This is a genomic window from Halomonas terrestris, assembly GCF_049166755.1.
Classification (GTDB): Bacteria; Pseudomonadota; Gammaproteobacteria; order Pseudomonadales; family Halomonadaceae; genus Halomonas.
In genome coordinates this window covers 74,064-99,807 of sequence record NZ_JBMHFZ010000007.1, presented here as the reverse complement: position 1 = coordinate 99,807, position 25,744 = coordinate 74,064, and the positions used below count along the sequence as shown (strand labels likewise).

23 protein-coding genes are annotated in these 25,744 nt (G+C 65.7%); 12 read left to right on the top strand and 11 right to left on the bottom strand.

Going from position 1 to position 25,744, the window contains the following annotated elements; translation table 11 throughout:
* Positions 1-91: 91 nt before the first annotated feature.
* From ACOMD9_RS09015 to ACOMD9_RS08990, 6 genes are all read left to right on the top strand, one after another.
* On the top strand, positions 92-1,033 hold the full coding sequence (locus tag ACOMD9_RS09015; protein WP_421413925.1) for a sodium-dependent bicarbonate transport family permease: 942 nt from the start codon (positions 92-94) through the stop codon (positions 1,031-1,033).
* 260 nt (positions 1,034-1,293) lie between these two features.
* The gene (locus ACOMD9_RS09010) at positions 1,294-2,463 is read left to right on the top strand and encodes an isovaleryl-CoA dehydrogenase (RefSeq protein ID WP_421413924.1); all 1,170 of its coding nucleotides are present in this window, start codon (positions 1,294-1,296) and stop codon (positions 2,461-2,463) included.
* Between the two features lie 164 nt (positions 2,464-2,627).
* Positions 2,628-4,235 (top strand): carboxyl transferase domain-containing protein, encoded by a 1,608-nt coding sequence (locus tag ACOMD9_RS09005; RefSeq protein WP_421413923.1) that lies wholly within the window; start codon positions 2,628-2,630, stop codon positions 4,233-4,235.
* A gap of 151 nt (positions 4,236-4,386) precedes the next feature.
* Positions 4,387-5,235 carry an enoyl-CoA hydratase-related protein gene (locus tag ACOMD9_RS09000; RefSeq protein WP_421413921.1) on the top strand — a complete coding sequence of 283 codons (849 nt, stop codon included), beginning with the start codon at positions 4,387-4,389 and terminating at the stop codon, positions 5,233-5,235.
* Positions 5,232-7,292, top strand: coding sequence for an acetyl/propionyl/methylcrotonyl-CoA carboxylase subunit alpha (locus ACOMD9_RS08995; RefSeq protein ID WP_421413918.1), 2,061 nt, complete (start codon positions 5,232-5,234; stop codon positions 7,290-7,292). Before ACOMD9_RS09000 ends, ACOMD9_RS08995 begins: the two co-directional genes overlap by 4 nt.
* Before the next feature lie 189 nt (positions 7,293-7,481).
* Entirely contained in the window at positions 7,482-8,381 is a 900-nt protein-coding gene (locus ACOMD9_RS08990) for a hydroxymethylglutaryl-CoA lyase (protein WP_421413916.1), read from the top strand.
* A gap of 225 nt (positions 8,382-8,606) precedes the next feature.
* Here ACOMD9_RS08990 and ACOMD9_RS08985 read toward each other — a convergent pair whose 3' ends face one another.
* Together ACOMD9_RS08985 and ACOMD9_RS08980 are read right to left on the bottom strand one after the other, a co-directional pair.
* Positions 8,607-9,611, bottom strand: coding sequence for a PIN domain-containing protein (locus ACOMD9_RS08985; RefSeq protein ID WP_421413914.1), 1,005 nt, complete (start codon positions 9,609-9,611; stop codon positions 8,607-8,609).
* Between the two features lie 109 nt (positions 9,612-9,720).
* Positions 9,721-10,494, bottom strand: a complete 774-nt coding sequence (locus ACOMD9_RS08980; RefSeq protein WP_421413912.1) for a hypothetical protein — start codon at positions 10,492-10,494, stop codon at positions 9,721-9,723.
* Positions 10,495-10,742: 248 nt separating this feature from the next.
* Between ACOMD9_RS08980 and ACOMD9_RS08975 the strand changes: the two genes are divergently transcribed.
* Positions 10,743-11,708 (top strand): integron integrase, encoded by a 966-nt coding sequence (locus tag ACOMD9_RS08975; protein WP_421413910.1) that lies wholly within the window; start codon positions 10,743-10,745, stop codon positions 11,706-11,708.
* Between the two features lie 293 nt (positions 11,709-12,001).
* On the opposite strand, the gene ACOMD9_RS08970 is transcribed toward ACOMD9_RS08975, so the two are convergent.
* The 3 genes from ACOMD9_RS08970 to ACOMD9_RS08960 all read right to left on the bottom strand — a co-directional run bounded on the left by ACOMD9_RS08970 (position 12,002) and on the right by ACOMD9_RS08960 (position 14,024).
* The gene (locus ACOMD9_RS08970; protein ID WP_421413908.1) at positions 12,002-12,502 is read right to left on the bottom strand and encodes a VOC family protein; all 501 of its coding nucleotides are present in this window, start codon (positions 12,500-12,502) and stop codon (positions 12,002-12,004) included.
* Positions 12,503-12,705: 203 nt separating this feature from the next.
* Entirely contained in the window at positions 12,706-13,407 is a 702-nt protein-coding gene (locus tag ACOMD9_RS08965; RefSeq protein WP_421413907.1) for an aspartate/glutamate racemase family protein, read from the bottom strand.
* Between the two features lie 11 nt (positions 13,408-13,418).
* The gene (locus ACOMD9_RS08960; RefSeq protein WP_421413905.1) at positions 13,419-14,024 is read right to left on the bottom strand and encodes a LysE family translocator; all 606 of its coding nucleotides are present in this window, start codon (positions 14,022-14,024) and stop codon (positions 13,419-13,421) included.
* 95 nt (positions 14,025-14,119) lie between these two features.
* Here ACOMD9_RS08960 and ACOMD9_RS08955 point away from each other — a divergent pair, with 95 nt between their 5' ends.
* Positions 14,120-15,517 carry an aminotransferase-like domain-containing protein gene (locus ACOMD9_RS08955; RefSeq protein WP_421413904.1) on the top strand — a complete coding sequence of 466 codons (1,398 nt, stop codon included), beginning with the start codon at positions 14,120-14,122 and terminating at the stop codon, positions 15,515-15,517.
* Between the two features lie 186 nt (positions 15,518-15,703).
* The gene (locus ACOMD9_RS08950) at positions 15,704-16,048 is read left to right on the top strand and encodes an antibiotic biosynthesis monooxygenase family protein (RefSeq protein ID WP_421413902.1); all 345 of its coding nucleotides are present in this window, start codon (positions 15,704-15,706) and stop codon (positions 16,046-16,048) included.
* Positions 16,049-16,118: 70 nt separating this feature from the next.
* On the opposite strand, the gene ACOMD9_RS08945 is transcribed toward ACOMD9_RS08950, so the two are convergent.
* The 4 genes from ACOMD9_RS08945 to ACOMD9_RS08930 all read right to left on the bottom strand — a co-directional run bounded on the left by ACOMD9_RS08945 (position 16,119) and on the right by ACOMD9_RS08930 (position 19,903).
* Positions 16,119-16,406 carry a HigA family addiction module antitoxin gene (locus ACOMD9_RS08945; RefSeq protein ID WP_421413900.1) on the bottom strand — a complete coding sequence of 96 codons (288 nt, stop codon included), beginning with the start codon at positions 16,404-16,406 and terminating at the stop codon, positions 16,119-16,121.
* Between the two features lie 9 nt (positions 16,407-16,415).
* Entirely contained in the window at positions 16,416-16,694 is a 279-nt protein-coding gene (locus ACOMD9_RS08940) for a type II toxin-antitoxin system RelE/ParE family toxin (protein WP_290907302.1), read from the bottom strand.
* 83 nt (positions 16,695-16,777) lie between these two features.
* Positions 16,778-19,000, bottom strand: a complete 2,223-nt coding sequence (locus tag ACOMD9_RS08935; RefSeq protein ID WP_421413898.1) for an OsmC domain/YcaO domain-containing protein — start codon at positions 18,998-19,000, stop codon at positions 16,778-16,780.
* 111 nt (positions 19,001-19,111) lie between these two features.
* Positions 19,112-19,903 (bottom strand): hypothetical protein, encoded by a 792-nt coding sequence (locus ACOMD9_RS08930; RefSeq protein ID WP_421413896.1) that lies wholly within the window; start codon positions 19,901-19,903, stop codon positions 19,112-19,114.
* A gap of 216 nt (positions 19,904-20,119) precedes the next feature.
* Here ACOMD9_RS08930 and ACOMD9_RS08925 point away from each other — a divergent pair, with 216 nt between their 5' ends.
* Positions 20,120-21,421 carry a peptidoglycan-binding protein gene (locus ACOMD9_RS08925; RefSeq protein WP_421413893.1) on the top strand — a complete coding sequence of 434 codons (1,302 nt, stop codon included), beginning with the start codon at positions 20,120-20,122 and terminating at the stop codon, positions 21,419-21,421.
* Between the two features lie 146 nt (positions 21,422-21,567).
* Here the strand turns inward: ACOMD9_RS08925 and ACOMD9_RS08920 are convergent, their stop codons facing one another.
* Positions 21,568-22,596: an Acg family FMN-binding oxidoreductase gene (locus tag ACOMD9_RS08920; RefSeq protein ID WP_421413890.1), complete on the bottom strand. Its 1,029-nt coding sequence runs from the start codon at positions 22,594-22,596 to the stop codon at positions 21,568-21,570.
* 286 nt (positions 22,597-22,882) lie between these two features.
* Between ACOMD9_RS08920 and ACOMD9_RS08915 the strand changes: the two genes are divergently transcribed.
* Positions 22,883-23,374 (top strand): CIA30 family protein, encoded by a 492-nt coding sequence (locus tag ACOMD9_RS08915; protein ID WP_421413888.1) that lies wholly within the window; start codon positions 22,883-22,885, stop codon positions 23,372-23,374.
* Here ACOMD9_RS08915 and ACOMD9_RS08910 read toward each other — a convergent pair.
* Positions 23,345-24,724 (bottom strand): DUF2254 domain-containing protein, encoded by a 1,380-nt coding sequence (locus ACOMD9_RS08910; protein ID WP_421413886.1) that lies wholly within the window; start codon positions 24,722-24,724, stop codon positions 23,345-23,347. The genes ACOMD9_RS08915 and ACOMD9_RS08910 overlap by 30 nt on opposite strands.
* 227 nt (positions 24,725-24,951) lie before the next feature.
* On the opposite strand from ACOMD9_RS08910, the gene ACOMD9_RS21130 reads away from it, so the two are divergent.
* On the top strand, positions 24,952-25,416 hold the full coding sequence (locus ACOMD9_RS21130; RefSeq protein WP_465249806.1) for a DUF3309 family protein: 465 nt from the start codon (positions 24,952-24,954) through the stop codon (positions 25,414-25,416).
* The last annotated feature ends 328 nt before the right edge of the window (positions 25,417-25,744 follow it).

Genomic DNA, 25,744 nt, shown 5'->3' with positions numbered 1-25,744 from the left:
TTCGATATCATGAAAAGCGTTATTGGTATCAATATCACAACATCCGCACAATCCCCCAGCATTTCTCTCACTGACTGCACGAGACGCTGCCATGCCCGATATCGTGGTGATGTTCTTCCTGCTCGGCCTGGTGGCCGGCGTGCTGAAGTCGGACCTGACCATCCCCAAGGCCGCCTACGACACCCTGAGCCTGCTGCTGATGCTGACCATCGGCCTCAAGGGCGGCATGTCGCTCTACGGCAACCTCGGCTGGTCGCTCGTGCCGGAGCTGGTCGCCGTGGCCGCGCTGGGTGCGCTGATCCCGCTGGCCCTGATGCCGGTGCTGCGTCGCCTGGTGCGGCTCTCGCCCGCCGACAGCGCCAGCATCGCCGCCCACTACGGCTCGGTGAGCGCCGGCACCTTCGCCGTGGCGCTGGCCTTCGCCGAGGGCCGCGGCCTGCCGATCGGCGCCGAGGTCACCCTGTACCTGGTGATGATGGAGCTGCCGGCGATCATGGTCGCCATTGCCCTCTACCGCCGCCATGCGGGCAAGGCGGCCGGGGAGGCGATGCAGGGGATCTGGCACGAGACGCTGACCAACCGCGGGGTGATCCTGCTGGCCGGCGGTGCTGTGATCGGTGCCATGTACGGCCCCCAGGAGGGCGCCAACGTCACCGAACTCTTCACCAGCGCCTTCCACGCCGTGCTCGCCCTCTTCCTGCTGCAGATGGGCCTGACCGCCGCGGACACCCTGCGCCCCATTCCCTGGTTCCACTGGCGGCTGCTCACCTTCGCCCTGGTCGCCCCGCCGGTGCTGTCGCTGGCCGGCCTGGCCGTCGGCCTGGCCCTCGGCCTGCCCGCCGGCTCGCTGCTGATCCTCACCGCGCTGGCCGCCAGTGCCTCCTATATCGCCGCCCCGGCCGCCATGCGCACCGCCATCCCCCAGGCCAATATCGGCCTGGCGATGCTCGCCGCCCTGGGCTTCACCTTCCCGCTCAATGTGATCCTGGGCATTCCCCTCTACCACCAGCTGATCACCTGGCTGGCCGGCTAGCCGTCTAACCCCGCCTGGCCCGTCCCGGGGCAGCCCTCGCGGCTGCCCCGCTGCCGTTACCGCCCTGTCGTCTCCCCTCGCCCGCCGGCCACCGATTCGACATTCGTCGAAGCCGGGACGAGCTGCACTTTACGTTAACGTCAACCTGGCCTAGTCTTGTGCCATCACGGTTTCACCACCCGACGCGACCCGTCGTGCCCGCCCCCCTCCCGCCACGGAGCCGGTGGGTCACGACTCCCGACAAGAACGGAGCCCCGCTCATGCATACGCCCTTCAAGCCCCTCGACTTCGGCCTCGACGACGAACTGAACATGCTGCGCGACCAGGTGAACGCCTTCGCCCGCGACGAGATCGCCCCGCGCGCCGCCGAGATCGACGAGAAGAACGAGTTCCCCAACGACCTCTGGCAGAAGTTCGGCGACATGGGCCTGCTCGGCATCACCGTCTCCGAGGAGGATGGCGGCACCGGCATGGGCTACCTGGCGCACTGCATCGCCATGGAGGAGATCTCCCGGGCCAGCGCCTCCGTGGGCCTCTCCTACGGCGCCCACTCCAACCTCTGCGTCAACCAGCTCAAGATCAACGCCAGCCCCGAGCAGAAGGCCAAGTACCTGCCCAAGCTGATGACCGGCGAGCACGTCGGCGCCCTGGCCATGTCCGAGCCGGGCGCCGGTTCCGACGTGGTCTCCATGAAGCTGCGCGCCGAGAAGCGCGGCGACCGCTACGTGCTCAACGGCAACAAGATGTGGATCACCAACGGCCCCGACGCCGACGTGCTGGTGGTCTACGCCAAGACCGACCCGGAGGCCGGCTCCAAGGGCATCACCGCCTTCATCATCGAGAAGGGCATGCCCGGCTTCTCCACCGCCCAGAAGCTCGACAAGCTCGGCATGCGCGGTTCCAACACCTGCGAGCTGGTGTTCCAGGACTGCGAGGTGCCGGAGGAGAACGTGCTCGGCGAGGTCGGCAAGGGCGTGCGCGTGCTGATGAGCGGCCTCGACTACGAGCGCACCGTGCTGGCCGCCGGCCCCATCGGCATCATGCAGGCCGCCATGGACATCGTGGTGCCCTATATCCACGAGCGTAAGCAGTTCAACCAGTCCATCGGCGAGTTCCAGCTGGTGCAGGGCAAGGTGGCCGACATGTACACCACCCTGAACGCCTGCCGCGCCTACCTCTACGCCGTGGCCGCCGGCTGCGACCGTGGCCAGACCTCCCGCAAGGACGCCGCCGGCGTGATCCTCTACTGCGCGGAGAAGGCCACCCAGGTCGCCCTGGACGCCATCCAGCTGCTGGGCGGCAACGGCTACATCAACGAGTACCCGACGGGACGCCTGCTGCGCGACGCCAAGCTCTACGAGATCGGCGCCGGCACCAGCGAGATTCGCCGGATGCTGATCGGCCGCGAGATCTTCAACGAATCGGCTTAACCCCAGCTGTAAGCCGGAAGCTTGAAGCTGGAAGAAGGGTGTAGCTTTACCATTGAACTGCACCCACCACTGACCAGTTGGCACTTGCGTCAGGGCTTCCATAGCACGTCCGGGGTTACTTCAAGCTTCCAGCTTCGAGCTTCCAGCTCATCTCGGAGAGATGTATGTCCATCCTGCAGACCCAGATCAATCCGCGCAGCGAGGCCTTCCAGGCCAACGAGGCCTCGATGCGCCACGAGGTGATGAAGCTGCGCGAGCTGACCGCGGCCATCGCCCAGGGCGGCGGCGAGAAGGCCCGCGCCCGCCACGAGTCCCGCGGCAAGCTGTTCGTGCGCGACCGCATCGACCACCTGATCGACGAGGGCTCGCCCTTCCTCGAGTTCTCGGCCCTGGCCGCCTTTGATGTCTACGACTCGGCGATCCCCGCCGCCGGCGTGGTCACCGGCATCGGCCGCGTCTCGGGCGTGGAGTGCGTGATCGTCGCCAACGACGCCACCGTCAAGGGCGGCACCTACTTCCCGCTCACCGTGAAGAAGCACCTCCGCGCCCAGGAGATCGCCCGCAAGCACCGCCTGCCCTGCATCTACCTGGTCGACTCCGGCGGCGCCTTCCTGCCCCGCCAGGACGAGGTCTTCCCCGATCGCGACCACTTCGGCCGCATCTTCTACAACCAGGCCACCCTCTCCGCCGAGGGCATCCCGCAGATCGCCGTGGTCATGGGCTCCTGCACCGCCGGCGGCGCCTACGTCCCGGCCATGGCCGACGAGTCGATCATCGTCCGCGAGCAGGGCACCATCTTCCTGGGCGGCCCGCCCCTGGTGAAGGCCGCCACCGGCGAGAGCATCAGCGCCGAGGACCTGGGCGGCGCCGACGTCCACGCCAAGATCAGCGGCGTGGCCGACCACTACGCCGAGAACGACGCCCACGCCCTGCAGCTGGCCCGGGCCAGCGTGTCGCGGCTCAACTGGCAGAAGCGCGGCCAGCTCAGGATGCAGGCGCCCAGGCCGCCCAAGCTCGACCCCAGCGAGATCTACGGCATCGTCGGCACCGACCTCAAGAAGCCCTACGACGTGCGCGAGGTGATCGCCCGCATCGTCGACGACTCCGACTTCGACGAGTTCAAGCGCTACTACGGCGACACCCTGGTCACCGGCTTCGCGCATATCCACGGCTACCCGGTGGGCATCGTCGCCAACAACGGCGTGCTGTTCTCCGAGTCCGCGGTCAAGGGCGCGCACTTCATCGAGCTCTGCGCGCAGAGGAAGATCCCGCTGATCTTCCTGCAGAACATCACCGGCTTCATGGTGGGCTCCAAGTACGAGCACGAGGGTATCGCCAAGCACGGCGCCAAGCTCGTCACCGCGGTGGCCTGCGCCAAGGTCCCCAAGTTCACCGTGCTGATCGGCGGCAGCTTCGGCGCCGGCAACTACGGCATGTGCGGCCGCGCCTACGACCCCAACCTGCTGTTTATGTGGCCCAACGCCCGCATCTCGGTGATGGGCGGCGAGCAGGCGGCCGGCGTGCTGGCCCAGGTCAAGCGCGAGCAGATCGAGCGCGACGGGGCGGAGTGGACGAAGGAGCAGGAGGAGGCCTTCAAGCAGCCCACTCGCGAGCAGTACGAGCACCAGGGCCACCCCTACTACGCCAGCGCCCGGCTGTGGGATGACGGGGTCATCGACCCGGCCCAGACCCGCGACGTGCTGGGCCTGTCGCTGGCCGCGGCCATGAATGCCGAGGTCGAAGAGACCCGGTTCGGCGTCTTCCGGATGTAATCCCCCTTGCTGCGCAAGGGAGCTGGAAGCTCGAAGCTGTAAGCTGGAAGTCTCCTCCGCATACCCTGGAGGCAGGATATCGGGGTGTCTTCCAGCTTCCAGGCGCGAAGCGCCGCTCTTCCAGCTTCAAGCTATGCAAATGAGGTCCGAAATGTCAGATACCCCCTCCTACTCACGACTGGATCTGGACGAGCGCGGCATCGCCTGGCTGACCCTGAACCGCCCGGAGGTCCACAACGCCTTCGACGACAGCCTGATCGCCGAGCTCAACACCCACCTGGAGCGGCTGCACGTGGCCGCCGGCAACGGCGAGGTGCGCGCGGTGGTGCTCGGCTCCGAGGGCAAGAGCTTCTCCGCCGGGGCCGACCTCGGCTGGATGCAGCGCATGGTGGAGTACGACTTCGACGGCAACCTGGCCGACTCGCGCAAGCTCGCCGCACTGATGCACGGGCTCGACACCCTGCCCTGCCCCACCCTCTGCCGCGTGCAGGGGGCCGCCTTCGGCGGTGCCGTGGGCCTGGCCGCCTGTTGCGACATCGTCGTCGCCTCCGAGAAGGCCAGGTTCTGCCTCTCCGAGGTGAAGATCGGCCTGTCGCCGGCGGTGATCAGCCCCTACGTGCAGCGCGCCATCGGCTCGCGCCAGATGCGCCGCTACGCGCTCTCCGCCGAGGTGATGGACGCCCCTGCCGCCCAGGCGCTGGGCCTGGTGCATCGCGTCGCCGCCCATGACGACCTCGACGCCGCCGTGGAGACGATGCTCGACACCCTGCTGGCCGGCTCGCCCCAGGCCCAGCGCGCCACCAAGGCACTGCTCGCCGAGGTGGCCCGCGAGCCCGACAGCAAGGCCACCCGCGAGCACACCTGCCGGGTGATCAGCGAGCTGCGCGTCAGTGCCGAGGGCCAGGAGGGCCTGGCCAGCTTCTTCGAGAAGCGCCGCCCGGCCTGGACCCAGACCGACGAAGCTCAACAACAGAAGAACGCCTCGGAGCGCCGCTCATGAGCCAGACCAACGAATCCCGCACCACCCCCTTCGATACCCTGCTGGTCGCCAACCGCGGCGAGATCGCCTGCCGGGTGATGCGCACCGCGCGTGCCATGGGCCTGCGCACCGTGGCCGTCTACTCCGATGCCGACGCCAACGCCCGCCACGTGCGCGAGGCCGACGAGGCCGTGCGCCTCGGCCCCGCCGCGGCCCGCGAGAGCTACCTCAAGGTCGAGGCGGTGATCGAGGCCGCGCGCCGCACCGGCGCCGGCGCCATCCACCCCGGCTATGGCTTCCTCTCCGAGAACGGCCCCTTCGTGGATGCCCTGGAGCAGGCCGGCATCACCTTCGTGGGCCCGCCCGCCTCGGCCATCGCCGCCATGGGCGACAAGTCCGCCGCCAAGGCGCGCATGGCCAATGCCGGCGTGCCGCTGGTGCCGGGCTACCACGGCGACGACCAGGACGACGCCCTGCTCAGGGCCGAGGCCGACAAGATCGGCTACCCGGTGCTGCTCAAGGCCAGCGCCGGCGGCGGCGGCAAGGGCATGCGCGTGGTCGAGTCCGGCGACGGCTTCCAGGCCGCCCTGGACGGCTGCCGCCGCGAGTCCCAGGCCGCCTTCGGCGACCAGCGCATGCTGATCGAGAAGTACCTGACCCAGCCGCGCCACGTGGAGGTCCAGGTGTTCTGCGACCGCCACGGCAACGGCGTCTACCTGTTCGAGCGCGACTGCTCCGTGCAGCGCCGCCACCAGAAGGTGCTGGAGGAGGCCCCGGCCCCGGGCATGACCGACGCGCTGCGCCGCGAGATGGGCGAGGCCGCCGTGCGCGCCGCCCGCGAGATCGGCTACGTGGGCGCCGGCACCGTAGAGTTCCTGCTGGATGCGGATGGCTCCTTCTTCTTCATGGAGATGAACACCCGCCTGCAGGTGGAGCACCCTGTCACCGAGATGATCACCGGCCAGGACCTGGTCGAGTGGCAGCTGCGCGTGGCCATGGGCGAGCATCTCCCTCTCGCGCAGGATGAATTGACCATCACCGGCCACAGCTTCGAGGCGCGCCTCTATGCCGAGGACCCGGAGCAGGACTTCCTGCCCGCCACCGGCCGCCTGGAACGCTTCGCCCTGGACCTCGAGGGCGCCGGCCTCGATCCCGCCCGCGTGCGCCTGGACAGCGGCGTGGCGAGCGGCGACGTGGTCTCCATGCACTACGACCCGATGCTCGCCAAGCTGATCGTCCACGGCGACGACCGCGACCAGGCGCTGGCCACCCTCAACCGTGCGCTGGCCGCCCTGGACGTGCAGGGTGTGGTCACCAACCGCGCCTTCCTGCTGCGGCTGGCCACCCACCCGGCCTTTCGCAACGTGGAGCTGGATACCCGCTTCATCGAGAAGAACGAGGCCACCCTGTTCGCCCCGGTGGAGTACGACATCAACGCCTACGCCGGCGCCGCATTGATCGGCCTCAGCCAGCTGGCCCGCGAGTGCGAGAGCGACTCCCCCTGGGACCGCCACGACGGCTTCCGGCTCAACGCCCCGCACACCATCCGCATCGCCCTGTGCCCCACCGGCCAGAACCTGACCAATGCCGAGGCGCCGGACGCCGAGGGCGTGGTGGTGGTCGAGGGCACCCGCGAGACCGACGCCGATCCCTGGCACCTGACCATCGGCGGCGAGACCCTCACCGCCCGCCTGCAGCACCTGGAAGGCGACGCCGTGGCCGTCACCCTCAACGGCCACCGCCGCCGGCTCCAGGCCCGTCGCGACGGTCACGTGGTGATCATGGCCGACCCGCGCGGCGAGACCCGCCTGTTCTGGCGCCGCATCGATGCCATCGACCACGGCCAGCACGAAGCCGAGTCCACCCTCACCGCGCCCATGCACGGCACCGTGGTGGCCCTGCTGGTGGAACCGGGTCAGCAGGTGGAGAAAGGCATGCCGCTGATGGTCATGGAAGCCATGAAGATGGAGCACACCATGTCCGCCCCCGCCGACGGCCATGTGGCGAGCTTCCACTTCCAGGCCGGCGACACCGTGGGCCAGGGCGACGTGCTGCTCGAGTTCGCCGCCGACGAATAGCCTTCGGGGCGAGCCTTCGGGGTCAGACCCCGGCGGTGACATCACCGTCGGACAAGAGCACGAACACCGGCATGGCGCCCAGGCAGGGGTCTGACCCAAGAAGGCGGGAACCATGCCACCGGCGCAAGTGAAAAGGCGCCACCCAAGGAGTCGACCCCGGCCCCGCGAAAACAGGATTGGAGACCCCAAATGCCCTTCCCCCAATACGTACGCCTGGTCGAGGTCGGCCCCCGCGACGGCCTGCAGAACGAGCCCGAGCCGATCAGCACCGCCACCAAGCTGGAGCTGATCGACCGCCTGGGCGCGGCCGGCCTCATCTACATCGAGGCCGCCAGCTTCGTCTCGCCCAAGTGGGTGCCGCAGATGGCCGACCACCGCGAGGTGATGCAGAACCTCGCTCGGCTGGATGGCGTCACCTACGCGGCGCTGACCCCCAACCTCAAGGGGCTGGAAGCGGCACTCGAGTGCGGCGTCGAGGAGGTGGCGGTGTTCGGCGCCGCCTCCGAGGCCTTCTCGCAGAAGAACATCAACTGCTCCGTGGCCGAGTCCCTGGCGCGCTTCGAACCGGTGCTGGAGCGCGCCCAGGCCGCCGGCGTGCGGGTTCGCGGCTACGTCTCCACCGTGCTGGGCTGCCCCTACGAGGGCGAGATCGCCCCGGCCAAGGTGGCCGAGGTGGCAAAGGCACTCTACGAGATGGGCTGCTACGAGGTGTCGCTGGGTGACACCATCGGCGTGGGCACCCCCCTCAAGGCCAAGCGCATGCTCGAAGCGGTAAGCCGCGAGGTGCCCATAGCCCAGCTCGCCGCCCACTTCCACGACACCTACGGCCAGGCGCTGGCCAACCTCTACGCGGTGCTGGAGGAAGGCATTGCGGTGGTGGACAGCTCCGTCGCCGGCCTCGGCGGCTGCCCCTATGCCAAGGGCGCCTCCGGCAACGTGGCAAGCGAAGACGTGGTCTACCTGCTCAACGGCCTCGGTATCGAGACCGGCATCGACCTCGACGCCCTTGCCGCCACCGGCACCTGGATCACCGAGACCATCGGCCGGCCCAACCGCTCCAAGGTGGGGGTAGCGCTCGCCAGCCGCTAAAGGCAGGCCAAAAAAGCGCCCTGCCCTTTCAAACGACTTCTGTCCTTGCCCCCGGTATGTCGCTCATGCCGGGGGGCTTTTTATGGCGGATTCGTTGGCTACAACGAACACCCCCGAGCCAGGTGGATGACTCGGGGGCGTTCGTATTAGATAACGCTTGGCTTTGCGGCGTGCCGGAGCGGAGCGTAGGTGCGTCCGCCAACAGCCACTTGTTATGCTTTTCGATTACTCAATCTTGTGTCGGATTGTATGCTCGACAGAGCGGTGGCCAAGCACAATGTTGCCAACCATCATTACCACGCTTTTTCGTTGCTGCTCACCCTCAGCGTCTTCAAAGTTTAACTCTTCTCCCTTATTTCGAATATCCGAGAAGCAGTGGGCACTCGTGTCATAGAATGCATCGCCTTTTAGGACCAGGACTCCATTAGAACGGCCAGCTTCCGTCACATCTGATACGGAGAATGTAATTCTGAAATCGACATACAACCTATACGGTTGCTCAGTAACGAAGGAGGAGACTTCAATTCCAGGTTCACCTTCGATGACGAATCCGTTTCGGTCGAGTATTCCCTCTACAGAACTGTGCGTTTCGCTTAGATAATCCTTAACCAGTAGACCATGGTCCAACTCTACTGGTTCAGCTATTTCTTCTAGCAACTCATTCAACGACGAATAAATTCTCAAGTCGTTGGGAGCATCATCGGACTCTTCGCGAAGATTACTTGCGAGACCTTTTTTGTAATCCCGGTCATGATAAAACCCCTTATCGCCCGTAACTAGTGCAACATCATCTTGGTCAAGAAGTTGCAGACAATCAGCCCAAACAACACTATCCTTGAACTGCTGGTCCTTATGTCCATTAGGCGGCTGGCTTGAGATTAGCGCTGATAAAGCATGTTCAGCACTTTTCATCGAGAATGGGACGTGCTCCAGCTCAACTCCCAAGTCATCGAAAAGAGAACTAACCTTGCTATCGATCTCATCAGGCGTGGGTAGAACGATTTCTTTCAACTGCCCGAAAACAGATAAAATCTTCCTGTGATTCGCCTCGACATTTGCACGCGCTTCGTTTAGCGCTTTCCTCAGGTTGAATTCCACCTCTCTTTTAACCACATCAGGAAGGGCGATCATGGCCCCTTTCTTGTTCACATAATATTTCAGAGCAGCACCCCGTGCCGAACTTAGACCTAACTCTGTGTACCAAATATTCGTATCAAGTACGATATACATTTACGACCTCAAATCCGGGATCATGTGCATAACGCCCACATAAACGGCGCGAGGGACGAGCGTCCGGCGACCGATAGGGAGCGTATTTAATGTGCTTGTTAGGCATATTTTACCTACCCCAATCGTGGAGCCCTCCGTCTGAAGAGATCCACATTCCATCACCTAAATATGCTGCCCCCCCATTACCATCCGAGCAAGCATCATAGATGTCCAGCATTTCATTTCTAGACGCCTTCTTTTCACGAGCTTGTTGTTTCAGCTCTTCTGTTCTTTTGTCGCTTCTGCCTTGAGGAATGAAATAGCGCTCCAAATCAGTTTCATTTCCTGTGAAGCTTTTTGAAAAGCGGAGTATACCTTCGAATAGATTGAATGTAGTGTGAGCCAAAAAGTGCTGAACCATTCTTCCTTCATTGAAGGATATTTCATGCATGCTATAAGGCTTAACTATTTGGTTATCCGTGCAAGGAAGCATTTGAATATCTATTCCATTCTTCCTCACAAATATGTATGCGACGTTGAAGCTGTTGGCAAATCCCAGAACAGTCCGGTATTGTCGCCGCTTTGACTTAACCGGAACCCATCCATGTGATTTAAGCTCTTTGATAAATACATCAGGGGTTGAGATGCCATAAACAAGAGGAGACCCTTTTGGCAAAACAATATCGCCATCAGAACGATGCTCTATCTCGTCTGATTTGCACTCGATTCTGCCATTGCAATCCCAGTTTAGATATTTTAGGTCTTGTACTATCGCAGGCCTTAATTTTCCATCCGCCCTACGGGCTATCACCTTATCGCCTTGCTTGATGTCAGTACGGAAACATTGAACAGGAAATTCCTTGGTTGAATCCTCGAAGGAAATAAAAGCAATTATGTAGCTCATAAATAATTGTTTGCCTTAGATTCGCAGAGCATGATCAGCCTAACAGGTATTAGACAGCGTGCTCGTTTATTGACTTGAACGAGCATGCGCGTTCAACAATCTTATCAGCGCACCCTTTCCTCAACTAACCCTCTGATTTCATTACACCCAAAGAAAAACTTGGCCACCTACACAGAATTCGTACGCTTGCGCGTTTTGCCAGTGCCAATAATACTGTATGTACATCCATGCATCGAGAGGACGGGAGTATGGATACGCACAGCAAACCGCCAAAGCTGATGGACCGGGTCAGGGCCACCCTGCGGGTGAAACGCTATAGCCCGCGCACCGAGAAGACCTACTGCTACTGGATACGCTACTTCATTCGCTTCCACGGGGTCCGGCATCCCGCCGGCATGGGCGAAGCGGAGGTACGCACCTTCCTGGAACATTTGGCGGTGGAGCGCCGGGTAGCGGCGGCTACGCAGAATCAGGCGCTGAATGCCCTTGTGTTTCTCTATCGGCACGTACTCGACCAGCCCTTGGGAGATATCGGACAGTTCTCACGTGCCAAGCGCCCTCGCCGGCTTCCGGTAGTGCTTTCTCACGAGGATGTCATGCGCGTGTTGAGCCACCTGTCCGGCCCCATGCACCTGATGGCCACCTTGATGTATGGCTCAGGGCTGCGGCTCCTTGAGACGTGCCGATTACGTGTCCGCGATATCGACTTCGATCGCCAGATCATCACAGTGAGAGCCGGCAAGGACGACAAGGACAGAACCACCCTACTCCCTGGGATCAGCATTCCCGCCCTACAGCACAGTATCACCGTGGCCAAACATCAGCTTGACGATCGGCTGCAGCATGGCGTTGTGCCGGTGACACTGCCCCACGCACTCGACCGCAAGTACCCCAATGCCGGTGTCTCGCTGGCCTGGCAATGGCTCTTTCCCGCCAGCCGCCCTTGCTTCGACGATGCCGGCAGGGTCGTGCTACATCATATCCATCCATCAGCGGTGCAAAGAGCGGTCAGACACGCCATGCGTGCTGCTTCACTTACCCGTCCAGGCTCTTGCCATACCCTCCGGCACAGTTTCGCCACTCAGCTGCTGAACCAGGGCACGGATATCCGCACGGTACAGGAGCTGCTCGGCCATAAGAGCGTGGAAACGACCCAGATCTATACTCATGTATTGGGCAAGGGCTTTGCAGGAGTACGGAGTCCCCTTGGGTGAGCGGGGTTTCAAGTGCCAAAGGCACCAGGCACGCTACCGCCCCTACCCGGCAAGCCATGATGGCTCCCTGCCATCCCTGCGGTAGTCCCTGCGCTGCGTGTAGTGGCATATCGCCTGGTCGTCTAAGCGGCCTTAACCACTCAGCGTATGCGACGAAGCCGATGGATACCACACCCGATTGGTCGCAGTGGTGGCAAGGCCCCCGAGCCAGGTGAGTGGCTCGGGGGCTTGGTCTGGGTGGTCGGCACTCAGCCTCAGCGGCGGCATGCAACGCCGTCCGCCGCATGCGGTTGTTAGCCCGCCGGCGTCTCGCCACGAACCGCCGCTTCGATCGCGGCTATGTCGATTTTCTTCATCGTCATCATGGCATCGAACGCCCGCTTGGCGGCGGCGCGGTCGGGACTGGTGTAGGCCCTGGTCAGCGCGATGGGGGTAATCTGCCAGGAGATGCCCCACTTGTCCTTGCACCAGCCGCACTCGAGCTCCTGGCCGCCGTTGCCGACGATCGCCTTCCAGTAGCAATCGGTCTCGGCCTGGTCCTCGGTGGCCACCTGGAACGAGAACGCCTCGTTGTGCTGGATGCCTGGCCCACCGTTAAGCCCCAGGCAGGGTATGCCCATCACGGTGAACTCGACGGTCAAGACGTCCCCCTGCTTGCCCGCCGGGTAGTCTCCCGGTGCCCGATGGACCGCACCGACGGAGGAATCGGGAAAGGTGCTGGCGTAGAACCTCGCCGCCTCCTCGGCATCGCGCTCGTACCAGAGGCAAATCGTGTTCTTGGCAATCGTCGTCATGGGTTCCTCCCTCATGGCTGCAGGTCGAGTATTGCCCGGTCGCTTCCCTCCAGGCACAAGGCCACGGCCAAATGGCCGAAGCCGATTCACCCTTGTGAGCTACCGGGACCTCTCACCCCGTAGTCGCGTGAGGAAGGGCCAGATCGACAACCGGCGACGATTTTTCCATGGAGGCCGATCCGACGGGGATTCGCCGGAATGCGCTATGACGCCGGGGTCGCAAGGGCGGCCTCCACCGCCTGTTCGGCGTGGATGGCGGTGGTGTCGAAGAGGGGAACGTCCGTATCGTCGGCCTGGATCAGCAGCCCGATCTCCGTGCAGCCGAGGATGACGCCCTGGGCGCCCTGCCCGGCCAGCGAGTCGATGATCGCCAGGTAGGCGGCTTTGGAGTCCGCGCGGATCTCGCCGCGGCAGAGCTCATCGTAGATGACGGCGTGCACCCGCTCGCGCTGTTTGGCATCGGGAATCAGCACCCGAATGCCCTGCGCCTCCAGGCGCTCGCGGTAGAAGGCCTGCTCCATGGTGAAGCGGGTGCCCAGCAGCCCCACCCGGGTCACTCCCCGCCGGTGCAGTGCCTTGGCGGTGGCATCGGCGATGTGCAGCAGGGGAATCTCGACGACCTGCTCGAGCTGTGGGGCGACCTTGTGCATGGTGTTGGTGCACAGCACCAGGAAATCGGCGCCGGCCGCCGCCAGGGAGCGGGCCGCCGCGCCGAGAATCTGCGCCGTGGCCGCCCAGTCGCCGCGGCGCTGCAGCGCATCGATCTCGGAGAAGTCCACGCTGTAGAGCACCAGCCGGGCGGAGTGCAGCCCGCCCAGCCGCGCCTTCACCCCCTGGTTGATGAGCCGGTAGTAGGTCTGGGTCGATTCCCAGCTCATGCCGCCGATCAGCCCTATCGTCTTCATCTCCCCTCCTCTTACCCCAGGATAAAGATCACGCAGGCGGCGGTGAGCGCCCCCATCACGCCGTTGAAGACCCGCCAGGCGCGCGGCGTGTCGAGCCAGCGGCCGATGGCCATGCCGAAGCCCGCCCACAGCGCGATGCAGGGCAGCGCCACCAGCTCGGCAAACCCGGCCAGCAGCAGGGCGTTGATCAGGGTATTGCCATCGCCGGGCAGAAAGCCCGCCATCAGCGCCAGCCCCATCACCCAGGCCTTGGGGTTGGCGAACTGGAAGGCCGCCGCCTGCCAGAAGCTCAGCGGGCGCCCCTCGCCGCGCCGACGCAGGTCCGGCGGCGGTGCGGTGGCGATGCGCCAGGCCAGATAGAGCAGGTAGCCGCTGCCCGCCACCCGCAGGATCGTCTGCACCAGCGGGTAGCGCTCGAAGAGCAGGCCCAGCCCCAGGGCGATGCCGGCAAACAGCAGGAAGCAGCCCCCCAGGATGCCGAGCATGTGCGGCAGGGTCCGCAGGAAGCCGAAGTTGGCCCCGGAGGCGGTGAGCATCACGTTGTTGGGGCCCGGGGTGATGGTCATGGAGATCATGTAGAGGGCCGCCGGCCCCAGGAACGCCACCGCTTCCAGCATATTGCACCCATACAATTTAGGGGTTATTGTCGATACAGCCCGTGAATTTTCAGCTTAATGGGCGCAATCCTGGCGTCAAAGGTTTTATTGTCACCATGACAATCTGGACACCCCGGCTCACCGAGACGGGCCCCCGCTACCGCGCCATCGCCGAGGCGATCGCCCGGGCCATCCAGGCCGGCGAGCTGCCTCCGGGCCGCAAGCTGCCGCCCCAGCGCCACCTGGCCGATGCCCTGGGCGTCACCGTGGGCACGGTGTCGCGCGCCTATGCCGAGGCCGAGCGTCAGGGCTGGGTCTCCGCCCGGGTGGGCAGCGGCACCTATGTGCGCGGCGCCGAGCAGACGAACGCCTCCCCCTTCCTGGCCTCCGTCTCGGCGGAGGACGACGGCCTGGTCGACCTCAGCCTGAGCCTGCCGCCGCCCCATGCGCTGCGCGCCTCGCTGCTGGGCCAGGCGCTTGCCGGGATCGCCGAGGATCGCGCGGCGCTGGAGCGCGCCGTGGCCTATCAGCCGGAACGCGGCCTGGCGGGACACCGTGAGCGCCTCGCCGCCTGGATGACCCGCCTGGGCATGCCGGTCTCGCCGGAGGCGCTGGTGATCACCCAGGGGGGCCAGCACGGCATCGACCTGACGCTACGGGCGCTGACGCGCCCCGGCGAGCGGATCGCCGCCGACGCCCTCACCTACCCCGGGCTGATCGGCGCCGCCCGCCAGGCGCACCTCAAGACGCTGGCCGTGCCCCTGGACGACGCGGGCATGGACATGGAGGCCCTCGCTCGGCTGTGTGCCCAGCAGCCGCCGCGGCTGGTCTACGTCACGCCGGACCAGAACAACCCCATCGGCGCGTTGCTGAGCGAGGACCGGCGCGAGCGTCTGGCGGCGCTGGCCCGGCAGCACGAGTTCTGGATCCTGGAGGATGGGGTGCAGTACCTGCCGGAGGCCGAGCGCGGCACCCCGCTCTATCGGCTGGCCCCGGAGCGCACCCTGTTCGCCTTCAGCACCGCCAAGGTGCTGGCGGGCGGGCTGCGCATTGGCGCCCTGCGGGTGCCGGAGGCGCTGCTGGAGCCGCTGGGCGCGGCGGTGCGCGCCCAGAGCTGGATGGTCCCGCCCTTGATGGTGGAGGCCGTCTGCCGCTGCGTGGAGAGCGCCGATGCCGAGCGGCTGCTGGCCTGGCAGATCGAGGAACAGGCCGAGCGCCAGCGCCTGGCCCGCCGGTGGCTGGGGGAATACGCCCCGTCCGGGCGGCCCCACGGCAACAACCTCTGGCTGACGCTGCCGGAGGGGCTGCGCGCCGCCGAGCTGCTCGCCGCCCTGGAGGAGCGCGGCGTGCGCCTGACCGGCCCGGAGCCCTTCTGCGTGGGCAGCGAACCGGCGCCCCAGGCGGTGCGGCTCTGCCTGGGCGGGGCGCGCTCGCGGGAGGCGCTGGACGCGGCACTCAAGGCGGTGAAGGAGACCCTGCAGGCGCCCCCGCCGATCCCCTGGCGCACGCTCTGACCGCCGCCGCATGCCCCCGGCGCGAGCCCGCTCATGGCAGCACCCAAACGCCAGGCCCCCGAGCCGGGTGAGTGACTCGGGGGCCAGGTGGGGTTAGGTTCAGAGGGAGTGCCCGCCAGGGGCCGCGTCGGTATCGCCGCCTTCGCGTGACCTGGCGCGATGTGCGTTCGTTCACCAGGAGCCGCCATGATCGCCGTCATCTTCGAAGTCGTGCCCCACCCCGACCAGCGCGACCACTATCTCGACATCGCGGCCGGCCTGCGCCCGCTGCTGGAGGAGATCGATGGCTTCATCTCCATCGAACGCTTCGAGAGCCTGGTCCAGCCGGGCAAGCTGCTCTCGCTCTCCTTCTGGCGCGACGAGGAGGCCATCGCCGAATGGCGCCGGGTGGAGCGCCATCGCGCCGCCCAGGCCAAGGGCCGCGAGACGGTCTTCGCCGACTACCGCCTGCGCGTGGCCGGGGTGATCCGCGACTACGGCATGCACGACCGCGAGCAGGCCCCCGAGGACAGCCGCGCGCGGCACGACTGAGCACTAGGCTGACCCACCGGGCGGTGATAGGCGTGCTGGGAGTTTTCAGGGATTTGGAGTGGGCTGACTTTCAGGCCGCCACCAGCCTCTTCACCTTGAGCTCATTGCGATGCTGTTCGGCGTGCCAGAGCTCATACTGGGACTGCTGATTCAGCCAGCTCTCTGCCGAGGTATCGAAGGCGATCGAGAGGCGAATCGCCATCTCGGGGCTGATACCTGCCTTGCCGTTCAGCACGGCGCTCAGCGTTTTACGGCTAACGCCCAATGCCTCTGCCGCCGCGGTAACGGAAAGTCCCAGCGGCTCAAGGCAGAGCTCTCGCAATACCTCTCCGGGATGGGGGGGATTGTGCATCAGCATGGCGGCACCTCAGTGGTAGTCCTCGTAGTTCACTATTTCGGCGTCTCCGTCCACGAACCGAAAGGTCACGCGCCAGTTGCCGCTGACGGTGACCGACCAGATGCCGGCTCGATTGCCCGATAGCTCATGCAGCCGAAGTCCAGGCAGGTCCATGTCCTTGGCATCCGTCGCGGCATTCAGTCGGCCGAGAATGAGCCGAAGCCTCTTGGCATGCACGGCCTGAATACCCGCTGTGCTGCCGGTCTTGAAGAACTTGGCCAGGCCCTTGTGCTTGAAGCTCCGTATCATGGCTCAAGTGTACCCTGTAACGTATCAGGTATCAAAACCATGCTTGAGCAGAATACCCTGGAGCCAACATGGCCGACCCGGGCTCAGGCCGGGGCGCGCATGCCGGCCCGGGCGGCGCGCGCCGCGTGCAGCTTCCGGTAGCTCTCGATCAGTCGCTGGTGCTTCTCCAGCCCCTCCAGGGCCATGCTGGTGGGAGTCAGGCCGTGGAAGCGCACCGTGCCCTGCACCGAGCCGATCACCGCCTCGAGGGTCGCCTCGCCGAACATGCGGCCGAGGTTATAGCGGAAGTCGTCGAGTTCCAGCTCGTCGTCCAGCACGATCTCAAGCACCGCCTGCACCGCGCGGTAGAAGAGGTTGCGCTCCACGGTGTTGTCGTTGAACTGCAGGAACATCTCGACCCGCTCCAGGGCCTCCTCGTGCTGGGCAAGCGCCAGGTTGATCAGCAGCTTCAGTTCGAGGATGGTCAGCTGGCCCCACACGGTGTTCTCGTCGAACTCGATGCCGATCAGGGTGATGATGTCCATCTGCTCGTCGAGCTGGCTCTCCTCCAGGCGCTTCAGCAGGCCGGCGAGGGCCTCGTCGTCAAGGCGGTGCAGGTCGAGGATCTCCTCCCGGTAGTCCAGCGCCATGTTGGTGTTGTCCCACACCAGGTCCTCCACCGGGTAGACCTCGGAGTAGCCCGGCACCAGGATGCGGCACACCGGCGCGCCCAGGTCCTCATGGATGGCCATGTAGGCCTCCAGCCCCATCTCCTCGAGGATGCCGAACAGCGCCGCGGCCTCCTCGGCGGTGCTGTTGGAACCGCTGCCGGAGAAGTCCCACTCGCTGAACGCGACGTCCGCCCGGCTGCTGAAGAAGCGCCAGGAGACCAGCCCCGAGGAGTCGATGAAGTGCTCGACGAAGTTGTTGGGCTCGGTCACGGCCTGGGAGTTGAAGGTGGGCGGCGGGAAGTCGTTCAGGCCCTCGAAGCTGCGCCCCTGCAGCAGCTCGGTGAGGCTGCGCTCCAGCGCCACGTGGAAGCTCGGGTGGGCGCCGAAGGAGGCGAACACGCCGCCGGTCCGGGGGTTCATCAGGGTGACGCACATCACCGGGAACTGGCCGCCGAGCGAGGCATCCTTGACCAGCACCGGGAAGCCCTGGGCCTCCAGCGCCTCGATGCCCTCGACGATCTCCGGGTAGCGCTGAAGCACCTCGGCCGGCACATCGGGCAGCGCGATCTCCTCCTCGAGGATCTGGCGCTTCACGGCCCGCTCGAAGATCTCCGAGAGGCACTGCACCTGGGCCTCGGCCAGGGTGTTCCCGGCGCTCATCCCGTTGCTGAGGTAGAGGTTCTCGATCAGGTTCGACGGGAAGTAGACCGTCTCGCCGTCGGACTGGCGCACGAAGGGCAGCGAGACGATGCCGCGGTCGACCCGGCCGGAGTTGGTGTCGATCAGGTGCGAGCCGCACAGCTCGCCGTCCGGGTCATAGATGGCCCGGCAGTGGTCGTCGAGGATCTCCGCGGGGAGCTCGTCGCCCGGCCCCGGCGGGAACCACTTCTCGTCGGGGTAGTGGACGAACTCGCTGGCCGCGATCGCCTCGCCGAAGAACTGGTCGTTGTAGAAGAAGTTGCAGCTCAGGCGCTCGATGAACTCGCCCAGCGCCGAGCACAGCGCGCTCTCCTTGGTGGCGCCCTTGCCGTTGGTGAAGCACATCGGCGAGGCGGCGTCGCGGATATGCAGCGACCAGACGTGGGGCACGATGTTGCGCCAGGAGGCGATCTCGATCTTCATGCCGAGCTCGGCCAGCATCGCCGACATGTTGGCGATGGTCTGCTCCAGCGGCAGGTCCTTGCCCTCGATCCAGGTGCCCTGCTCGGCGCCCTCCGCCCCCTTGGGCACGCCCATCAGCAGCGCCTGGGCGTCCTCGTCGATGTTCTCCACCACCTCGACATCGAACTCGGGGCCCTCCTGCACCACCTTCTTCACGGTGCAGCGGTCGATGGAGCGCAGGATGCCCTGGCGGTCCTTGTCGGAGATGTCCTCGGGAAGCTCCACCTGGATCTTGAAGATCTGCTTGTAGCGGTTCTCCGGGTCGACGATGTTGTTCTGCGACAGCCGGATGTTCTCGGTGGGGATATCCCGGGCGTTGCAGTAGACCTTCACGAAATAGGCCGCGCACATCGCCGACGACGCCAGGAAGTAGTCGAAGGGGCCCGGCGCCGAGCCGTCGCCCTTGTAGCGGATGGGCTGGTCGGAGATGACCGTGAAGTCGTCGAACTTGGCCTCCAGGCGGAGGTTGTCGAGATAGTTGACCTTGATTTCCATGGGGCACCGGGGGAGTTGGCGTGGCAGCGGGGGCGGAAAACCCGCCATTATCCAGCTTTTCCCGCCGGGCGTCATGGCGGGGTTACAAAATGGTACCGCCGCGTCGTCACGTCACTTCGCGGGCTCGGGCGTGCCCGGGGCGGCCGGTGCCAGACGGCGCTCGCACTCCTGCAGCGCGTCCGGGCCCGTGATCGGCTCGCTCAAGGGACAGCGGTAGGTTTCGACCAGCCCCGCCTCACCCAGCATCATGACGCGCACACTCGTGCGACTCACATCGGGGACCAGCAGCTGCATGCGCCCATCGACCCGCGCCGGCTTCGACAGCTCAAGCTCCACGGAGCCATAGACGTGGTTCGAGAAGCCGGCCAGCGCGTCGATTTCCACCAGGCGGTTTCCGCGGCGCCGGTATACCCTCAGCACGCCGCCGATGTGGGGTGTCGTCACCGCAGCGATCTCCGCCTCACCGTTGCCGTTGAGGTCGGCAACGCCAACCGGGTTGAGCCAGCGGTTCGTCCTGCCGATGGGGGCCGACTCGGCGACCATCTCCAGCCGATCGCCGACCAGGCCGATCAGCGCCAGTCGCGAGCCGGCGTCGCGTGAACTGACGATCGCCAGCACCGTCGACGGTGCCTGATCCGCCAGTTGCACGAGGCGTGGCGCCAGGTCCTCGAACACCTCGTCGTCGGGCAGGTCCAGCACCGCCTCTCGCCCGGCATCGGTCGTAGCAACCAGGCGCGCGTATTCATGCGGTCGACCCAGGGCATAGTGCCCGTAACGGGTGACCGGCTCGGCGAAGCTGGCCGCGATGATCTGTTCCGCGCGAGCGGAGGGCGCCATCAGCAGCAGCGCACACAGGAACCCCGCGTGTCGCAACATCATCCTGATACCTCCTGAATCGATCATGGGCCGACCCCCCTCGCGGTGACTGGCCGATACCATCACTGAGTATCGCCCAGGATCCGGCCGGCGCCAGCCGGGAAGGCAGGGCGCGTCGGGGCAGGCTTGCTGGACCCCTCGAGCAACGCGCCCCCTGATCGCCGACCGGCGGCCGGGCCCCTTCCGGCTATCTTGCCTACCCTGAGGGTACGGATGACAAGCCCGCTCACTGGAGGCACGACCGTGATCATCAAGGGACTCGCACTCAGTCTTATCCTCATCGGTTCCGTCGGACTGGCCAGCGCCGATTATGCCGACGGCATGCGCTACTACGAGCGGCAGGAGTACCGCCAGGCCCTGCAGGAGTTCGGCGCAGCGGCCAGACGCGGCGATGCCGATGCCCTGTACATGCTGGGCCGCCTGCACGAGGCCGGCAGCGGGACCGCCCAGGATTTCGTGGAAGCCCACAAGTGGTACAACCTGGCCGCGGCCCGCGGCCACCGCCATGCCGCCGAGGCACGGGATTCACTGGCCCAGCGCATGACGGCCGGACAGGTCGCCGAGGCGCAGCAGGCGACACGCGGCTGGCGTCCGGAGGAGGAAGCCCCATCACAGGAGACCGAACGAGCGCGGCCCGATATCGAGACCCTGTCGGATCGTCAGGGCATTGCCGAGATACAGCGCGAGCTCAATCGGCTAGGTTATGACGCCGGCCCGGTAGATGGCGCCATGGGACGCCGCACCCGCAGCGCGATACGCGAGTTTCAGGCCGACAGTGACATGGCCCAGGACGGCCACGCAACGGCCGGCCTGTTGCGACGCCTGCGCGAGACGGAGAGACAGGCATCCGCGGAACCGCCACCCGCCGCCGAGCCCCGGGTCGCCCTGCAGGACGACTTCAGCGACGGCGATTACCGTCGCAATCCGCCCTGGACGGTGCTCAGCGGCGACTTCGATGTGGATGAGAACGGCTTGCGGAGCATCGTGGAGACGAGGCGGACGACCGCTCGCGAATCACGCCGGCTCAGCGCCGAGCGGCCGGAGGAGATCGGCCTGGCCATGCTCGAGCTGATCCTCGAGCAGACGGGCACTATCAGGCAAGGCGAGGAGGTGTCGATCCCCGTGGAGCCGGCACGCATCTTCGTCAATGCCCCCGTCGACAACGCCTTCAGGATGGAGCTTGCCGTCGCTTCCCGGCAGCGGACTGGAAGCCTGGAACTCGGGGTCTTCCAGGGCAACCGACCCAGCGGCACCGGCTATCGCCTGGTCTACACGCCCGGCTCGCGCCCGGGGCTCAGCCTGGTCCGGCTGGTTTCCGGCAGCGCCGAGGTGGTCGCCCGCCACGAAGGCAGCCTCGACCTCGAGGACGGCCGGTTCCACCGCATCGTCTGGACCCGTGACGAGGACGGACAGATGCAGGTTCGCGTGGATGACCAGCGGCTGCTGAGTGTGCGGGACAATGGCCTGCGCGATCCCTTCCAGGGCTTCGTGCTGGCCAACCAGGGGGGCGACTACACGCTGCGCCGGATCAGGCTGGAGGAATAGCCGCCGTGCGACGAACAGCCTGATGAGATAACACGGCGACGATCACCGGACACCAGGCAGCAATGACTAAGCGCTTCATCGGCGACTTCCTTAGGAAGCAAGGCGAGGAGTGTCATGCAGGAAGGTAAGAAGCGCGCGTTCGCGCTTCATGCCTCCCCCTGCTCCATCACGCGCTCCACCGGTCGGCGCAGCGAGCGGGGCATGGCCGGGCCCCGGCCGAAGCGCACCACCAGGTCCGGGCGGCCTTCGGCCAGCCCCAGCGCCCGGGCGAACGCGGGGCGTACGCCCGCCTCCTCCACCGGCTGGTTGACGAAGGCGTTGCGGATGCCCAGCGCCGTGGCCTGCAGCGCGAAGCGCTGGTAGCAGCGGCCGGCCTCGACCCAGTGTGCCCGGTCATCCTTCGCCGAGACGAACACCGCCAGCCCGGCTGAGCTGCGCACCTGGCGAGCCACCTTGGCATTCTCCGCCTTCGGCCGCAGCATGGCGCGTATCAGCAGCTTGCCGAGCCAGCGCGGCGCCTGGGGGTTGCCGGTCGCCCGGCCGCTCAGGCCATCGCCCGTCTCCACGGCCTCGGCGTCGTTGAAGCGGATCCACGCCGCAAGCTCCCGGCAGAAAGCGGGGGTCTGCAGCTGCCGGGCATTGGCCTCGAGGATGAACCCCAGCGCCCGTTCGATGGCGTCATGTTCGGTGAGCAGCAGCAGCGAGACCCCCTCCCCGCTGCCCGCCGCCTGCAGCAGCGCCAGTTCGTCGGCGGCAAGCGGCGTGCCGTCATAGTCTCCGCGGGTGCACTGGCGCGCGACGATGGCCTCGAACAGCGGCGTCGCCTCGGCCTCGCCGGGCGTCAGGGTGACCCGGATCTCGCCATCGCCCCGGGGCCGGAACTCGGCACGGGCATCCAGCCCCATCGCCCGGGCGGCCAGGCAGAGGTTCTCGGTGGCACAGCCCAGCGAGACGTAGAGGTGGTGGTCGTCCGGGTCCACCACCGGGGTGCGCCGGGTGAGGTCCGGCAGGATGCGGATGGCGCCCGCCTCTACCCGGAACCGCCAGCACTGGGTGTTGTGCCCCGAGGGGGCGAGCGTCGCGTAGCGGATCAGCATCCGCATGCTCTCGGCTTCGCCCTGCGGCGGCGCCGCTTCCGGCGCCCAGGTGTGCTTCACCGCCTCGTCATAGTTCATGGCATCCTCGCGATGGCTGGCCGTTGCCGTCACTGAGTATCGCCCAGGATCCGGCCGGTGCCAGCCGGGAAGACAGCACGCGCCATGACCGGCATGCTGGACATGGACACGACGAGGACACGTAATGAGGCAATGGCGACGGACCTTCCGAATCATGGCCGCTGCCGGCGTCGCGGCCGTGATTGGCATGGCGGTCGCCGATGGTCACGCCCGCGAACGGCAGATTACCGTGACGGCACAGGTCGAACGCGAGACGACGGCAGACGAGATGCGACAAGGAGCGCCCATGACCTACCTGATCGACTTCCAGGACCCCGGCGAGGCCAGCCGCTGGCGCGCCATCAACGACGGCGTGATGGGTGGCATCTCCCGGGGCGGCCTGCACGTGGAGGACGGCATCGGCGTCTTCAGCGGCGAGACGTCGCTGGCCAACAACGGCGGCTTCGCCTCGGTGCGCCGCGACCCCGAGGCCTTCGACCTCGGCCTCGAGGCGGGCCTTGCACTCCATGTGCGCGGCGACGGCCGCGCCTACCAGCTGCGGCTCTACACCGACCAGCTGCCTCAGGGCGCCGCCTGGCGGGCAAGCTTCCAGCCGTCCGCCGGCGAGTGGCAGCGCGTCACCCTGCCCTGGCACGACTTCGAGGCGGTGTTCCGCGGCCGACTGCTGGAGGGCATCCCGCCTATCGATCCCTCAGGGATTGACCAGGTGGGGTTGATGATCGTCGACAAGGCCGCCGGGGCGTTTCGGCTAGAGGTGGCGTGGGTCGGTGTGCCCTGACGGGCATGGGGAGACATCCCCGGGTCCACTGCACAGCTGCATCGCCGCCCGGTAGCGTTCTTCCGCCACCCGGAGGTCCTCGGTTTCCAGCAGTCCCTCGCGGGCCCCTCGAACGATCATATCGGCATGCAGCAGCAGGGCCGCTCGATCCTCGGGACGATGCGTGAATCGAGCGACCACCGCTAACGTCTCCAGCAGGCGTATCGTCACCGCAGCATTGGAGCGAGCCTGCTGCCTGATCTGGTTGAACGCCACACCGGTGACCTCGGGAAACGTCGCCGCCAGGGCAATCACCCTCAGCCGCCCCTGACTGTCATGCCGATAGGGCGACGGCTTCTGGCGGATGGCCAACCGACTCAGCGCTGAGGCCAGATGGTCGATGCAGGTGATGGCCGTGAAGGGGTCGTTGACCCCGGGCGACAGGGCCCGCAGGGCGATCTCCACGAGTTGGGTCACTGCAAACTCGATGTCCTGGCCCGAGGCGCGCTGGTTCCCCAGGGCGAAAGCGGCGTTGGCCCGCGCCACCGGAATGTCAGCCACCCGCGCGCCGGGCCAGACCCGCATCAGCGGACAACCGGCGACGACGTAGTGGCCGGGGATTCGCTCCAGCCGTATCACCACATCCTCCTGCACTGCCAGGGCCAGCAGGGCCTCGGTATCGATGAACTGGAGGTAGCCGTCCGCATTCGCGGGAATCGAGCGCGACTGCCGCTCAAAGGCGTCGAGGAATTCCGCCTCGGGTGGCGCCCTCGACTCCTCGGGTGCTCCCTGTCCGATATGTTCCGGAAACAGGCGGCCGGTCGCGGCAATCAGCTCCTTGCTGACGCGCGCCACGATCTCGTTGGCCTGCATCGATACGGACACGTGATGGATGAAGTAGATCAACACGCCCACGCTAGCGACGGCCAGGAAGACACCGAGGGCCACCGACACGTTAGGCACGAAGGCCACTTCTTCCTCTCGCCGGATGGTCAGCAGGACCAGCAGGCAGTAAAGAAAGGTGGCGACGAAGGTGCCCAGCACGACCTGGGTCGTGGTGTCGCGCAGGAAGTTGCGCAGCAGGCGGGGGCCCAGCTGTGAGGTGACCAGCGACAGGGCCACCAGCGTCATGGAGAACACCACCCCGGCAATGGTGATCATGGAGCCGGCGATGACCCCAAGCACGGCACTGGCCCCCTCCGCGCCGCCGGTGAACGTCCAGTCCCAGGCATGCCACAGCCAGTTCGTTACCGCCCTGTCCAGGGCGACGCTGCAGAAGGCCAGCAACACCGCGACGAAGGCCATGAGGGTGGGGATGAACCAGAGGCTGGAACGGGTACGATCCCAATACCTGAAGATGAGTGTTTTCATGATGACGTCTCAGGTCGTCAGCTGCTCGACATGGCCGGATGCAGGCGTCAGGTAGCAGTGCTGGCAAGGGCCCCTTCGCGAGGGGGAGGCCCATCCATGATAGTCCCGTTTCCCCCCGTCGTGGCGAGGTCCCGAAGCACCTTCCGGCCGGATCGATGCCGGAGGCTCGGGCAGAAAGGATGGTGCCATCTTCTGAGTATCATCCTCCTTATCCTCAATGAAATGATATGCCTCACTCTGACTATCTTATGCCGCTAATGCGTGGAGTATCAGGGGTTTTCGACCGACGCGTGCCGCCCCGCTGCGAAGAAGGGGAAGGCGGCACGAAGAGGGTGCAGGAACAAGGACGGCGACCTTCTCATGGTCTACTGTCAATGAAGGAGCTGGCCCCTGGCTTCGAACAATCACGGATCACGGCCCGATGCGTAATGGCCGTTTTCGAATGGGGACGAGGGAATCAGAGTGGACGATGCATGCTGGCATGCCGGCACAAGGTGCGGACTGCTTCGACACTCGTAGCTGGGAGACATGACATGTCAATCGGAACAATTCTTCTGATCGTTGTTATTCTGCTCCTGATCGGTGTGATACCTGCCTGGCCACACAGCCGGGGGTGGGGATACGGCCCCAGCGGGGGGTTGGGCCTGGTACTGATCATCCTGCTCGTCCTGTTGTTGATGGGAAAGATCTAGCCCCTCAGCCACCGCAAGGAAGGAACGAGTGAGCCGAAGTCAGCCGGCGCCTTTCCATCACCCCCGAGCGGAAACAAGCCGTGGAAAACCACGGCTTGTTTCCGCAGGGAAGGCCCTGCAAGAGCGGCACTCGTCGATCAGTGCCACGTGCAAGGGCACGGGGATATCGCCGAAGCCGCATCAGAGCGACCGCCTCTATCATCGCTGACGGTCCGCATCTGCCACGGCACGATGTGCCAGCGGGTCGGCATGGCCTTCACGAAGGAGGGACGGGCCGCCTCGACCGAATTGAGCGCGGCAAGCCGCCAGGTCACCACCTCGTTGCGGC